This is a genomic window from Acetobacteraceae bacterium, from assembly GCA_039613835.1.
Lineage (GTDB): Bacteria > Pseudomonadota > Alphaproteobacteria > Acetobacterales > Acetobacteraceae > Sorlinia.
Genome location: CP154827.1, coordinates 387,807 through 402,401 on the forward strand (window position 1 = coordinate 387,807; position 14,595 = coordinate 402,401).

At 54.5% G+C, this 14,595-nt stretch carries 9 protein-coding genes, 3 tRNA genes and 3 pseudogenes; 5 read left to right on the forward strand and 10 right to left on the reverse strand.

All coding sequences use genetic code 11. From position 1 onward, the window contains the following. Nucleotides 1-8: 8 nt before the first annotated feature. Nucleotides 9-1,028, reverse strand: coding sequence for an ABC transporter substrate-binding protein (locus AAYR33_02275; protein XAO71794.1), 1,020 nt, complete (start codon nt 1,026-1,028; stop codon nt 9-11). A gap of 68 nt (nt 1,029-1,096) precedes the next feature. On the opposite strand from AAYR33_02275, the gene AAYR33_02280 reads away from it, so the two are divergent. The 4 genes and pseudogenes from AAYR33_02280 (at nt 1,097) to AAYR33_02295 (ending at nt 3,096) form a co-directional block, all read left to right on the forward strand. Continuing rightward, nucleotides 1,097-1,172: transfer RNA gene (locus tag AAYR33_02280), tRNA-Asn, on the forward strand. 1,213 nt (nt 1,173-2,385) lie between these two features. After that, a pseudogene (gene gpt, locus AAYR33_02285) lies at nt 2,386-2,870 on the forward strand (xanthine phosphoribosyltransferase). A gap of 57 nt (nt 2,871-2,927) precedes the next feature. Next, a tRNA-Pro gene (locus AAYR33_02290) sits at nt 2,928-3,004 on the forward strand. 15 nt (nt 3,005-3,019) lie between these two features. Beyond that, nucleotides 3,020-3,096 (forward strand) — tRNA-Arg (locus AAYR33_02295). An 831-nt stretch (nt 3,097-3,927) separates the two neighbouring features. Here the strand turns inward: AAYR33_02295 and AAYR33_02300 are convergent. Both AAYR33_02300 and AAYR33_02305 read right to left on the reverse strand, forming a co-directional pair. Beyond that, nucleotides 3,928-4,080: a hypothetical protein gene (locus AAYR33_02300; protein XAO71795.1), complete on the reverse strand. Its 153-nt coding sequence runs from the start codon at nt 4,078-4,080 to the stop codon at nt 3,928-3,930. 57 nt (nt 4,081-4,137) lie between these two features. Continuing rightward, nucleotides 4,138-4,617, reverse strand: coding sequence for a hypothetical protein (locus tag AAYR33_02305; protein ID XAO71796.1), 480 nt, complete (start codon nt 4,615-4,617; stop codon nt 4,138-4,140). A 439-nt stretch (nt 4,618-5,056) separates the two neighbouring features. On the opposite strand from AAYR33_02305, the gene AAYR33_02310 reads away from it, so the two are divergent. Next, nucleotides 5,057-5,242, forward strand: a complete 186-nt coding sequence (locus AAYR33_02310) for a hypothetical protein (protein ID XAO71797.1) — start codon at nt 5,057-5,059, stop codon at nt 5,240-5,242. Between the two features lie 581 nt (nt 5,243-5,823). On the opposite strand, the gene AAYR33_02315 is transcribed toward AAYR33_02310, so the two are convergent. From AAYR33_02315 to ftsZ, 7 genes and pseudogenes are all read right to left on the reverse strand, one after another. Beyond that, nucleotides 5,824-6,093, reverse strand: coding sequence for a hypothetical protein (locus AAYR33_02315; GenBank protein XAO71798.1), 270 nt, complete (start codon nt 6,091-6,093; stop codon nt 5,824-5,826). Between the two features lie 116 nt (nt 6,094-6,209). Then, nucleotides 6,210-6,956: pseudogene (locus AAYR33_02320) on the reverse strand (CNNM domain-containing protein). Nucleotides 6,957-7,047: 91 nt separating this feature from the next. Beyond that, nucleotides 7,048-9,093 carry an NAD-dependent DNA ligase LigA gene (gene ligA / locus AAYR33_02325; protein ID XAO71799.1) on the reverse strand — a complete coding sequence of 682 codons (2,046 nt, stop codon included), beginning with the start codon at nt 9,091-9,093 and terminating at the stop codon, nt 7,048-7,050. Then, nucleotides 9,090-10,798: pseudogene (recN, locus tag AAYR33_02330) on the reverse strand (DNA repair protein RecN). The gene ligA and the pseudogene recN overlap by 4 nt, the downstream one beginning before the upstream one ends. Nucleotides 10,799-10,825: 27 nt before the next feature. Continuing rightward, entirely contained in the window at nt 10,826-11,752 is a 927-nt protein-coding gene (locus tag AAYR33_02335) for an outer membrane protein assembly factor BamD (GenBank protein ID XAO71800.1), read from the reverse strand. 72 nt (nt 11,753-11,824) lie between these two features. Continuing rightward, nucleotides 11,825-12,829 (reverse strand): UDP-3-O-acyl-N-acetylglucosamine deacetylase, encoded by a 1,005-nt coding sequence (gene lpxC / locus AAYR33_02340; protein ID XAO71801.1) that lies wholly within the window; start codon nt 12,827-12,829, stop codon nt 11,825-11,827. 194 nt (nt 12,830-13,023) lie between these two features. Then, nucleotides 13,024-14,463, reverse strand: a complete 1,440-nt coding sequence (gene ftsZ, locus AAYR33_02345) for a cell division protein FtsZ (GenBank protein ID XAO71802.1) — start codon at nt 14,461-14,463, stop codon at nt 13,024-13,026. Nucleotides 14,464-14,595 lie beyond the last annotated feature (132 nt).

Below are 14,595 nucleotides of genomic sequence, written 5' to 3' on the forward strand. Positions count from 1 at the left end.
CGCCTTATTCAAATTTTGTACGTCAGGGCGGCGGCGATTTCGGCTGCGTGCGTTGTGCCTGGTATCTGCTTTATCAGTTTGAACTCATCCACATATTGCGCGACCTGCACACGCAGCAGATCATTCGTCATAACGCCCCCCCCTGTCTGGCGCCTCAACATGCCCGCTAGGTCCGGCGGCGCATCAGGGCGCGCGCTCCAGTCTTTAATGAGGGCATCAATCTGCCCTTTATAAGCGTGCTGCGCAGCGAGAAAGCAGGAAGCGAGCCGTTTTGCCAGTTGAGGATATTTCTGCAATGTGGTGTCCGCGATGCTAAGGACGAGGTCCACGCGGTTTCGAGCCAGACCGGTCATGCTATCCAGCATATTCCACCCGCGTTTGCCGACAGCTTTGAGCACACGCCAGGAGGCGTCATCATGCAGGACGAACGCATCAATTTTGCCATCAATGAAGGCTTGCGCCATTTTCGACGCGGGTAACTCGACCCAGGTGACATCAGTCGTTGGGTGCATGAATTTCCGTCGCAGGCGAATGCTGAGAAAGCGACGATCCGCACCGTGGAAAGACGTGATCCCGATTGTTTTGCCGCGGAGATCCGCCGTTTTATTGATGCGCCGGTTACGCTGCACGACGACGCGGTAATAACCAGTCCTTATGCTGCAAACGAGTTTGGCCGGGGGATGGGCGACGTTGGGACGGTAAAAAGCCGGTATCCAGTCCAGAAGGGGTGCGACAACGATATCGACAGGGTCAGGCGGGCTCAGAAGGTCGATGGAATGATTGTCATCCTCCGTCGGCGCTTCTATCAGGTGAAAGCCATGCTGCGCGAAAAGACCGTTTTTACATAGGGCGAGCATGGGCTCGTAACGTCCATGGGCCCAGGCCATGCGCAGCGGGCCCGGTATCTCATCATGATTCTCCAGCTCAGCAGGTTGTTGCGGCCTTGAAAGATAAAAGCCGGTGCCCAAAGCCATAGCTGATGCGCCGAGGCCGCCCATCACTGCACGTCGGGATATGGGCCGCATCATTTTCTCCTGAAAAAGCAATTTGAGGGCTTTACCAACGACGAAGCTTTCGCTAGATAATCGGTCGCTGGTCCCGAATAGCTCAGTTGGTAGAGCAAGCGACTGTTAATCGCTGGGTCGTAGGTTCGAGTCCTACTTCGGGAGCCACTTTTTCAATCAAAAACGCAGTGTTGGCAAGGGTTTTCTGGGCGTCACCTCTCACTGTCGCCTCATGGGGCTTTCTCGCGTGTCTGCCCGTATCCTCCGCATCGATCGACGCTTTGCTGAGATGCCGGGAGGGGCGTCTCAAGGCACTCCCGGAAACGTCTTTACCTACATTGAGTCAACACACATTGTGCGGGGGCATATTTTATCGGCGCATCGTTTGCGGTGGCAGGCGTGTCGGCTAGGTTTTAGCCCCGCATACTTATTTATGTGCGATGGACCCGATCCGACGACGCATGCTGTTGGGAACATTGCCCTGCTTGTCCCATTTATGATGCTGATGAACCAGTTTTGAAGGTCTCTTCAGTCTTGAGCGGCGGTAAAAGCAACAAATTCCTGATGATGATCTGTTTTGATGACGACATGCTGCCTTAATAGATAAGCGTTCACAATCGCGGCGTATCGCGCCCCATTCGAGAGACGTTGGGATCGATTGAAAGGCAATAACCGGCCTTCGTTGCATCATCGATGAAGAGCAATTTTACCACATTCCAACCATCGCGGAATTTCAACTTCCCGAAGTGACCCGTATATTCACCTGCCGGTAATTTTCGTGATGGGCAATCTATCGAGGGAGAATCGGAAGCAAACGCAGCGGACATTCCGGAGGTGAGAATGGCGCCAAGCGCCAGGGTGTGGAAAATGTTTCTTATTACATGAATTCTTTCATTATTATTAGATTTTTGTTATGAAAGACATAACTTTTATATTATAAACGGCATAAAAACGTCATATATTTAAATATTATTTATATAACATTTATAATTATTTTATGAACATTGATTTCCAGAATATAATTACTTGAAAGAAAATGATTTTTATTGCAAAGAAGCCCATTCATTCAAAACTTTATCTCATTTTAACTTTATAAAAAAATCCCTCACCCGCGAGTATCGAAGCCTAGGCCCGAGAAATCATTTTATCTCAGATGTCGGAATTTGAGTTCGGCTCGCCTATTGTCAAAGCTACATCTTATGACTCCGTCGACATCTGGATTGGCCAATGTTCTCCTCCGCCCTTGCTCACGGCACGATGTTTATCTCATCAAGAAAACGAGCGCGACGTTGCTGGGGAAAAGGATCGAGCTTCCCCTTTTTTCGCGCGTGAAGATAGCATTAAGGTGGCGATGCAAGTGATTTTGTGAGAAGTGGTGCGCATGGCGACCCAGTATTTAACCATCACGTGGGACCAGCTTCATACAGATGCGCGTACCCTTGCAAGTGCTCTGCTGGGCGCACCATCTGTCAAAGGAATTCTGGCCATTGCGCGGGGTGGTTTGATCCCTGCCGCGATCATGGCGCGAGAATTGGACATCCGCCGCGTTCAGACTATCTCAGTCGAAAGTTATACGGGTTTGCGCGCAAAATCGCGCGGCAACGTCCATGTGTTGGCGCAACCTCCTCTTGATGAGGGTGGTGCGGGTTACCTCATTATTGATGACCTTGTGGATACGGGTGAACGGCGCGTATCGTAAGGGAATTATACCCTGAAGCCACGTTTGCCTGTCTTTACGCAAAGCCTTCAAGGCGGTTGTTGCGCGCAGATTATTATACGCGTGAAGTCCGTCAGGACATCTGGGTGCTTTTCCCGTGGGATATGGCGCCCGCTTTCAGCCCGCCTCTGATAGAGACGGCAAAATGAAGTTTTTTCGTTTTTCCCATTCCGCTTGAGCGTTGTTTGCGTTAGGTTGCGCGCGTTCGGGGCGTGGCGCAGCCTGGTAGCGCGCTTGTTTTGGGTACAAGAGGCCCCCGGTTCGAGTCCGGGCGCCCCGACCACTAGAGAAGAGCTTTGCGCCCTTAGCTCAGTTGGATAGAGCAACAGCCTTCTAAGCTGTGGGTCGCTGGTTCGAATCCAGCAGGGCGCGCCAGCTTGCCGAGGATAATACGCGCAGCCCACGCGCGACGTTAAACTGACATGCACGCTTACTCCTCAAGTGACCCCGGGCGAAATCTCCTCCTTCATGCGTTGAGTTAACTTAAATCAGGTAGGCCAGATCTTTGGCGACATTATCAAAGGTGGTTGGGCGTGCCCCATGACCGGATCGAGAGCTTTGTCTGACATGAGCGTCTCCATCCGGCGCCATTTCCAAAAAATTGCGGCAGGACCGCTTCCTTCTTAGGATCGTCCGACTTGGTGAGGGAGATATTCACGGCGGGGTCATATTTGTTATCGGCGCCGGACGCGCTATCGACAGCGACCCCGATAAAGCCACCCAGCGCGATGTTCCCGACTGTTGGCTTGTACCATCAATGATAGATGCACAGGCTGAAATAGAAAAGGGTAGAGCTAAAATTAACAATTTGAAGAAGTGCATGGATTTTTCCAAATTTATATTTATATTGAGCATTAAAATTTTTTAATGAATTTTGTAAAGAAAAATCAGGTCCTCAGCGATGAAAAATAAATACAACCTCATGTTGATTGGAAAAGATAAAAGTCAAAATTTTAATTACCTAATTTCTTATAAGAGAATAAATTAAAAAGTACTCAACCTAAGGTAGTGACTACGTAGGAAAACTCTGATGACGATTTAAGGAGTTGAGTCAATCTCACAGCCATGGAGGATCTCGCACATGCGTCAAGCCGCGCGGGCGGTGGTGACGAGATCGCTTCGGCGGAAGCCATTTTTTTTTGGGAAGGTGAGGCCGGTTTCCCTCGTGCTTCAACATCTCTCGCAAGGAAGGCCGGCCAAGCGCCCTTAAATAGGCAGAGCGTAATTCAGAGAAACAAGCGTCCAAAGCGTGATGAGAAGCGAAACCGGTAGAAAAATATAAGTGACAATTTTTTCTGCGCGCTTGAGGTAAGAGGAAAATTCTCCATTGAGGAAAAACAAGATCGGCACAAACACCATAATGGCCGTGAAATACCGGCCATTAATCCCCCATATATTGTCATCACCGACCCCATCCTAGGTGAGATATATAGACAGGCTCACGAGAAAAGCGCAGAGCGGAAAATTCAGGAACATCAGGATGAGCGGCACTCTTTTGCCCCGCGACCTGACGATAAGCGCGATAAAAGAAATGAGAAGCAGCGGAAATGCGATGCCCACAAAGATGTAATAAAATATCGGCAGCCAGGCACCATACCAACGGATCGTGCCGATAGATTGCGCCAGCAGGGCCACACCATGTCGAGGCACCGTATTATAAGTGATGCTGAAAATCTGTAAGGGGTGATGGAGGAGATAGGCAATTTGCCCTGTCACATTTGATCGCCCGACCCAAGTCGGCGTGATGACGGGACGAATGCCGATTGCACCCCAAAATATCGTCGGCAGAAAGGATAAGGCCGTCCATGTCAGGATTTTCTTGAACGGCATGGCAAGAAGAGGCGTCGTCAGAACGGGAAATAAAAGGAGGGACATGTAAGGCGGTTTCGGCGCCACTATAATGGAGGATACCGCAAAAAAAAAGGATCAGCCCCGCACGTTTTGTCTCATATGTCTCGGCTTCGTAAGCTTTGCACAATGCGGCAGAAGCGAGCACACAAAAGGCGATGAGCAGCGCATCATAGGAAATGGAGGCATAAGAGAGCAATACCTCCGGGACACTCATAGCAAAGAGGAGGAGAAATCGCCGATTGGCCGGAACAATCATGAGGGCAATGAGTGTGATGATGAATGACGTGACCGCCGTCAGGACCCTCATCAGATGCATCGTATCAAGGACTGAAAAGTCAAAGATCCGTGCAATGTTGATCGCCACCGCATCTGGCAGGTAGAAAATCGGCTCATAGATGACAGTGTTTGAAAATTGGCTGTATTCGGTAGGGCCGTTAATCGTATCCTTTTGCGCCTTGACGTGGGCGCCTGCAGGCACCTTCCAATGTCGGTCGAAAAATCCGGGGTAGTAAGCGGCCTGGTCTTCCTCAAAATTTGTGAGGCTTTCCCCGTCACTGCTCACCGGACTGACTTTTTTACCGATGAGCTGGCCATGCGCGATTTGAAAGGCGCGCCTGAAGTGATTGCCGGAATCCGGCTCCATGAATGGGAGTTCGGCGAAACAGAATAAGAGGAGAAAGCAAGCTGTCAGAACGCCATAAAGCGTGATTTGAGGAGAAAGCTTCATCAATGTCCCACCAAAATGCGATAATCAAATCTTGCGATTGAATGGCGCGGGTTATCGACGGTACGGCTTGATCATTTATCCATCCATGCCGGTCCGGGAAGGGAAAGGTAGCGCGTGCGCTTCTGCTCCTGACGTGCCAGGGTCACACTATCCAGAATAAGGGCGCAGGTCATGGATAAGGCGGCCATAATCTCAAACCCTGTTGCCAGAAGAGCCGAAGGAAGACGTAAAACGAATCCCGTCTTAAAATAAGTATAAATGATGAGCGCGCCGAAGACGAGTCCGATCAGTGCAAAAATAAGAGCCAGGAATGAGAAGAAAATCAGGGTCCTTTACTGTTTACACAAATTGACGATTGTATTGAGGATGATGATGCCGTCAGTATAAGTCATTAATTTTGAAACTGAACCTGTGGGCGTTCGATGTACCGCGTTGGAACTTCCCCGATCGGCATGCCGAGCTCCAGCGCATAAACTGTAAATTCGGTCTCCGTCTCAAACCCTCCAGCCAAAGCGGGGAAGGATTTAACGAAGCGTTTTGAAAAAAACTCGATATCCCGAAAGCATATCTGACAGGCGTCGGCCAAATACCCTCGTGACCATCGCGGTCAGAATTTTATTGCCCAATACATATCCCGACCGATAGGCCGCCTTGCGATCCGTGACGCGCGCGCCATTGACCATGTCCAGGCCCTCACGCACCGTCTTCTGCAACATTATCGGCGCGCTGGCCGTCTCATATGTGGCATCACCATCCACAAGGATGTAATAATCAGCATCAATGTCAGCGAACATGCGCCTGATGACATGGCCCTTGCCCTAGAGCCTCTCCGACCGCACAATCGCGCCCGTTTCCTTTGCGACTTCTATTGTCTTATCAGTCGAATTATTGTCGTAGACATAAATAAGAGGGAGTAAGGTTTGGCGCGCACCTTGTCGCGCTGCTTTTCGATCCCCTCATTCACGTCGAGAAAGACAATTTCACCCCGAGGCGTCATAGCCGACGTGACGGAGCGATCCTGCAATGCCAGGACGTTCTGAATCAGTTGATGTTCCTGCTTTAGAAGCGCGCCTGACGCCGTCCCCGCGGCGAGGATGGCGTTGAGATCCTCCTCCGTCACATTCTGCACGGTTGACGCAGCGGGGATGCGCAGCAGCCCGAGCAGAAAGTCGGAAATTTTCGTGAAAAGCCACACAGCCGGATAAAGCAGCTTCAATGCGAGGGTGAGAAACACGCCCATACGCAAAGCGATACGATCCGGGTCGTTAATCGCCACGCCTTTTGGCAGCAGATCCGCGAAGAGCACAAACAACCCGGTGACAAGAACGAAGGATAATGCCGCCGCGCTTTTTGTGCTGATGTCGTTACTTACGCCCAATTGCATGAAAACACTGGAGAAGGCTGGCGTCAGGAGCTCACTCGACACCACACCGCCCAGAACGCCGACAGCATTGAGGCAGATCTGCAGAACGGTAATGACCTGCCCACTATTGCGCCGTAATTTCAGGAAGGTTTGTGCTCGGCTATCGCCCTGTTCCGCAAGGGAACGCAGGCACATCTCCCGCGCTACGGCGAAAGAAATCTCCGACAGGGAGATGAATATAGAGATAGCGATCAAGGCAAGAATTGATGCGGCTCCGAATAGAAACAGCGTCATCGAAATATCCTTACGCTCAAGTTAAGTGTACATCGCATGGGGCCACATTCTAGCCTTTGAAATGTGGCGCTGTCGAGATAAAACGCATGTTTCATAATCCTGCACGGCGACGCCATTCAACTTCATCGATTTGCTCGATACCAAGTTCCTGCGCTTTTTTAGCTTTGGACCCGGCTTTTTCACCTGTCACGACAAGGTGTGTTTTACTTGAGACACTGTCTGACACTTGCGCGCCCAGGCGCTCCGCGATGGCCTTGGCCTCCGGGCGTGTCAACGTCGTCAACGTGCCGGTAAAGACAATCGTCTTGCCTGAAAAAGGGCCTTCCTGCTTTTCCGCAGCGGGGGTGATGTCAAGTTGCGCCCGTAAATCCTCGATCGTCTCCAGATTGCGTGGCTCCGTGAAGAAATTAACCAGCTCCAACGCGATCGCGGTGCCGATCCCCACAATGGAGCCCAGCGCCAGACGCGCATCCGACCCGATAATGGCAGCCTCCTTCATTGCCTGACGCCATGTCTCATAATCCCGATAATGGCGCGCGATAAGTTGCGCATTGCGCACGCCGATGCGCCGTATGCCCAATGCGTAAATGAACCGCGCAAAGGGGATGACACGTCGTGCGTCAATAGCCCGGAAAAGATTATCAGCGGAGAGGTCTCCCCAGCCCTCAAGCGCAACGATCTGGTCGCGATGCTGCGCGAGCCTGAAAATATCGCCGGGCTTCTCAATTAGGCCCAGCTCAAACAGCTCGTGAATGCTGCGTGTCCCCAATCCCTCAATATCCATCGCGGTGCGGGACACGAAGTGAATGAGGCGTTCAATGATCTGCGCCCTGCAGGTCAGCCCCCCCGTGCAACGCAGCACAGCTTCTCCCTCAGGTCGTTCCGCCAGCGCACCGCAAACCGGGCAATGAGTCGGAAAGATAAATTTCTCACCACGCGCGCGATCTTCCTCTACACGCGCGACGATCTTCGGGATGACATCGCCCGCGCGCTCGATGCGTACGAGGTCACCGGGTCGCACATCCTTACGTTCGATTTCCTGTTCATTGTGCAATGTCGCGCGTGACACAATGACGCCGCCAACATTTACGGGCTCAAGATGCGCGGTCGGTGTCAGTGCACCGGTTCGGCCCACCTGGATCTCGATCGCGTTGAGATGTGTCACAGCCTGCTCTGCCGGGAATTTCCAGGCTGTGGCCCAGCGTGGCGCCCGGCCGACAAAGCCCAGCCGGTTTTGCAGGGTGAGATCATCCAGCTTGATGACAACGCCATCAATGTCATAGGGCAGGGTGGCGCGCGCCTGCCCGATTTTATCCACTTCCGCCGCGATGTCGGATGGGTGTGACAAGCGCATCCGCAAGGGATTGACGTCGAAACCCCATTTTTGCAGTTTTTCGAGATAATCCCAATGCGTCGCCGCGACGGGCGCTGAAGCAAAGCCCTGCGCATAAGCGAAGAAGGACAGTGAGCGCTCCTGCGTAACTTTTGAGTCGAGCTGGCGAAGGGAGCCGGCTGCGGCATTGCGCGGATTGGCGAAGGAGTGTTGCGCCGCCGCCTGCATGGCCTCGTTCAGCGCGAGGAAATCATCTTTACGCATAAAAACTTCGCCGCGTATCTCGATCTCATCCGGGGCGTCATCAGGGAGGGTGGTCGGGATCTGATCAATCGTGCGGATATTTTCCGTCACATTCTCACCAACAGTCCCATCGCCGCGCGTGGCGCCGATAGTGAGTTGACGATTGACGTACGTCAGATTGATGGACAGGCCGTCAATTTTGGGCTCTGCAACAAATTGCAGGCCGCGAAAATCCTCTTCAGAAAGTCCCAGAAAGCGGTTGATGCGCTCAAGAAATTGCTCAAATTCCGCCAAATTGAAGACATTATCAAGTGACAGCATGGGCACGCGATGTTCCGACTTGCGAAACCCGCTGGAAACCGGCGCGCCAACGCGCTGCGTTACGCGGTCCAGCTTGCAGAATTCCGGATAGGCCGCCTCAATTTCAAGGGCTCTCTGCCGCGCCGTGTCGTAAGTGGCGTCATCAACGACCGGTGCATCATCCTGATAATAGGCGTGGTTCCATTCTTCGAGTTGTTGTTCGAGCCGCGCATATTCCTCGCGAGCTTTATCCGGCGTCATTTACCCTGTCCCAATAAACTATCGGCAGCCCCTCGGGCGGCCTCGGTCACTTTCTCACCGGCAAGCATACGTGCCAGCTCCTCGCGGCGTTCTTCCGGATGGAGGCGGTGCGCCATTGTTCCCGTCCGATCCTTCATGACATTTTTCACGATGCGGAAATGGTGATCCGCTTTCGCGGCGATCTGCGGGCTGTGCGTGACGGAGAAGACCTGAACGTTTTTCGCAATATCACCCAGCCTCTCGCCGATCGCCGCGGCGGTGGCCCCGCCGACCCCGGCATCGACTTCATCAAATACCAGGGTTGTCATGTCCGAACGTGCCGCAAGCACCACTTTCAGGGCCAACATAATCCGGGAGAGTTCACACCCGGAAGCGACTTTCCCCATCGGGCCGGGCGTCTGGCCCGGATTTGTCGCGATCAGAAACGAAACGCGCTCTTTACCGCGCGGGCTCCATTCCGCTTCAGGGAGGGGCAGGATCGCGACTTCGAAACGTGCGCGCTCAAGTTTAAGGGGGCGAAACTCGGTCTCGATCGCGGATTTGAGGGCAATAGCGGCTTTCTGACGGGCATCCGACAATATGGCGGCGGCGTCATCAAAGGCTTGCCGCGTCTCCCGCACATTCTGATGCAATCGAGTCAGTTCCAATTCCCCGATATCAAGTGTGCTGAGCCGCGCCTGTAAATCAGCGAGAAATTGCGGCAGCTCCGCGACCGATACATGATATTTGCGTGCCGTCGCGCGCAGGGCGAAAAGACGTTCCTCCGTGGCTTCCAACTGCGCCGTATCAAGCTCACTCTCTTGCGCGAGGGGGGAGAGGAGGGTCTCCACCTCGGCCACGGCCTCCTCCGCTTTCTCCAGCGCGATCATGACATCCTGCCCTTATGCCAGTCGCGGTGAGGGCGCTTCGCTCTCCGGCACGGCAAGGCGGGAGAGGGCGCGACTGGCTGCGCGCAGGGCGGTGTGGCGGGGCTGTGACTGCGGCGATCTCGCGGATTGAGCTCCGCAAGGGCGGCGTTGACCGCCTCGATCTGTCTTTCTTCGCGCTGCAGATTTGTCCTTTGCGTGACGAGTTCATCCTCCTCAGCTTCCTGAGGGGCGAGGGTGGTGAGGTCACTCACGGATTGCCTCAACCATTCCTCCTCCCGCGCGGCTTTCAAGCCAGCCTCCGCAGTTTGTGCTGCGGATTGCGCGGCTTGATAGGCGTTATAACCAGTCGCGACCTGCGTCAGCAAATCTGTCGGGATACGGAAATGATCGAGAAGGTCGCGATGCAGGAAGGTGTCGGTCAGGGTGATCTGCTCATGCTGACCCTGAATTTTAACAAGAAGCGCGCCGATCCGCCTTAGTAACGCACTGCTCACGGCTCGGTCAGAGATGAAGGCGCGGGATTTACCATCGGTGGAGACGACGCGTCGGAGGATAAGAGGCTCTTCATCCGGGGCGATATCCACGCCATGTTCCTGAAGCAGGGTGAAAACGGGATGTGATTCATGGATCTCAAACGTCGCGGAGACGGAAGCCTGCGCCGCACCATGGCGCACCAGCCCCGCCCGTGCACGGTCGCCCAAAGCGAGGCCGAGACTATCAAGGAGGACTGACTTGCCCGCGCCCGTCTCGCCGGTAAAAACCGTCAAACCATTTGCAAATTTCAGATCAAGCTTTTCGATAAGGACAACGTCGCGAATGGAAACTTGCGTCAGCACGAAAGCCGATCCTTATCCCTTGCGCGCTCATGAGCGGCGCGCCCCTCGACTTTCATACGCATCGAGAGGAGGAACCGTTTTAAAAATCCAGTTCCATACACGCTTGAAGAAGTTCGGACGTTCTATTTTTGGGGGGACAGTGCCCTCTTTCGTGATCAGGCCGTTATAGCGCAATATGTCATAAGCGCGCTCATAACATCGGCTGCGCGGGTAATTATAACCGAGGACGGAGGCCGCCTCGCGCGCATCATCCGTTAGGCCGAGCTGGAGATTGACCTCTACCAGGCGTTCCAACGCTTCAGGCACGTGGTTCGTCGTTTGGAAATCATCGATAACGCGCTGATAACGCCCGATCGCGGATTCATAATTGCGTTGCTTCTGATAAAAACGCCCGACGAGCATTTCCTTACCGGCAAGGTGATCACGGCATAGATCGATCTTGAGTCGTGCATCGCGTGCATAGGCCGTCTCGGGGTAACGTGTTACGACCTCCTGCAAAGCGCCGAGCGCCTCAAGCGTCCCCCGCTGGTCGCGATCCACCGTGCCGATTTCCTCAAAGAAACAGAGCGCGCGTAGATAATAGGCGTAAGCGGCGTCCGGACTGGTGGGGTGAAGGAGGAGGTAGCGCTCAAGCTGCTGCACCGCCTGCGGATAGGCATTTTGCAGATAGAAGGCATACCCCTCCATCAACTCGGCATTACCGACATAGCCCGAATAAGGGTAGTTTTGCTGTAAGGCCTCAAATTGCTCACTCGCCAGCTTGTAGCGACCGGCATGTAGGGCATCTATGCCGTAATTATAAAGTGTTTCCGGGCTGCCAACCGTTTTCGGGGCAGGCGTGTCGTCATGGTGAGCGCACGCCACAAGGGCGAGGGCACTCAGGACGGAACAGGTCACAACGCTGGAGCGCGCCCGCTTGGCGCTTCGAGATCGAAAATCGATTTTCACGTGCATGCCGACTCTTCCGATGATCTGAAATCTTATAGCATGCCTCCGCTATTGCGGAAGCCCCAACACGCATGAAAACTAGGCGACGGCGTGGAGGGGTGCATTGACGCCATGAAGGGGCGATATCACGCACCAATTGGCCTTATCGGCGAAAACGGCACGAAGGAGCCGGTTATTGATTTCGTGCCCGCATTTATATCCGACAAACTGCCCCTCAATCTGGGCGCCTGCAAGATACATGTCCCCGATCGCATCGAGGATTTTATGTCGGGCACATTCATCCTGATAACGAAAACCCCCTTCATTGAGGATTTTGGCGCCATCGACCACAACAGCATTATCGAGGGAACCGCCTTTCGCCAGACCGGCTTTGCGCAGCGCCTCAATTTCCTTCATATTGACAAAAGTGCGGCTGTCACAAATGTCGCGGCGGAAAATGGCCTCTGACAAAGTGATGTCCCGATGCTGAAATCCGATCGCCTGCGCGGAGAAATCAATTGAGACGCTCAGGCTGAAAGCGCCTTCCTGCGGTCGCAATTCGGCAAATGCGCCGTGCATACCCGTGACACGCACAACACGTTTGACGGAAATAATCGGGCAGGGTGAGCCAAGATTTTGTCGCCCCGCGCACCGGATGAGAAAATCAAACGCGGCGGAAGAGCCATCGAAAACTGGTGTTTCCGGTCCGTCGAGCGTGATCAGCGCATTTGTGATGTGATTGGCATGAAGCGCCGCCATGAAATGCTCAATCGTGGCAACGCGTATATGCGGCGCATCCGCAATCCCGATGACGGTGCTCAGGCGCGTATCAATGACATGGTCAAAAAGCGCGGGAATAAGGGGGGAGCCCGGTAAATCCGTACGCTGAAAGCGAATGCCGAAGCCCACGGGTGCCGGCAGAAGCGCAAGATTGACTTCATGCCCCGAATGAAGCGCGACGCCGCGGCAGTGAATAGGGTTGGCGAAACTCGTCTGATAGCGAAGGAAACGATGATCCTGCCCGTGACCATGACGGTTTGCGGGGGAGAGCGGCGCGTCGAGATCGCGTGCTTCCTCAGGTGGCGAACCGGCCAGACCGTGCATGACATTCCCCTCAGGAGTAGTTGATGCGCCGGGGCGCAGTCTTTCTTTTACGCCGGGAGAATGACGCATGCCAGTCAAGCTTTGTTGCCAAATGTTACGTTGCCGGGGGATTTGAAACCATTTTCTCAATGGCTTCCAGGGTGAGAGAGGGCCTTTCGCGTGTCAGAACGCGCTCGGCCCTCCCTGAGGCAGCTTCAACGATCCCGACGGAGGAAAGCGGGGATATCGAGCGCTTCATCATCATTCGGGTCAAGCTGCGCCTGACCCGGTTTGAAATCGGCGCGCTCCACGATCATCGGTTCCGCACGAACAGGCGTCGCGTCCGAAGCGCCGTTCGGGGCTGGTCTTCCCCGCAGGACACCTGTCACCAAACCCATGAACCCGCGAGAGTGCGGGGGCTCAGGCGCTGGCTGCGCCCCTGAGAAAAGCCCTGAGCGCGGGGAGGGCGCACGCACCGGCTCAGTAGGGCGCATCGGTGCGGCGGCAGGGCGCAGTGCCTCCTGAGAAGCGGATGGCGGGGGCGTGACGCTTGCACTTCCGAGAGTATTAAGCTCTGAGGTGGCGTCGCGTTTCTCATCGCTTGAGGCCGCATCTGACTGCGCCTGGGTGGCGGCTTTCTCAGCCTCTGCGGCGCGCGCAGCCTCCATCGCGGCGGCGGCCTTGGCGGCGTCAATACCAGTTGCAACGACGGAAACGCGGATACGGCCATTCAACTCCGGATCAATGGCGGACCCCCAGATGATCGTCGCATCCTCGGCGACTTCCTGCCGGATGCGCTCCGCCGCCTGATCGACTTCATAAAGCGTCATGTCGTCACCGCCTGTGATGTTGATCAGCAGCCCGCGCGCCCCGGCCATCGATGTATCATCGAGAAGCGGGTTCGAGATCGCATCATTCGCCGCCATCAAGGCGCGGTCTTCACCTTCTGCCTCACCTGTGCCCATCATGGCTTTGCCCATTTCAGCCATGACCGTGCGGATATCGGCGAAGTCAAGATTGATCAGTCCCGGCGCCAGCATCAGATCCGTCACGCCGCGCACACCCATATAGAGCACCTTGTCCGCCATCTTGAAGGCTTCACGCAACGTTGTGCGCTCAGACGCCATGCGGAAAAGGTTCTGATTGGGGATGACAATCAACGTATCAACATATTGCTGTAATTCAGCAACCCCGGCATCAGCCAGGACCTTACGTTTCTGTCCTTCAAAAGCGAAGGGCGTGCTGACAACCCCGACCGTCAGGGTTTTACGCTCACGCGCCATTTTCGCGATGACTGGGGCGGCGCCTGTGCCTGTGCCGCCACCCATACCTGCCGTCACGAAAATCATGTGCGCACCGTCAATGTGGCGGGTGATCTCATCCGCAGCTTCCTCCGCCGCGGCGCGCCCGATTTCGGGCTTTGCGCCGGCGCCGAGGCCCTGCGTCAAATGTGGCCCCAATTGCACCCGACGCTCAACCTTGGCATTGGCCAGTGCCTGGGCGTCCGTGTTGGCGACCACAAATTCCACACCCTGAAGTTGCATCTCGATCATATTATTGACGGCATTCATCCCGCCGCCGCCGACGCCAATAACCGTGATTTTGGGAGAAAAATCGGAATGGGTGAATTGCGGGGCGGTGAGATTGAGCGTCATTTGGAATCCAGAGCCAGAATCGGGTTTTCGAACTATCAATATTTGGCGGGGAACGCATCCTCGCGCGCACTCGCGTCAAATCTTTGAGGCCAGTCAGACCATTTATAAAAGGTCCTGCTTACTTGAAAAGGC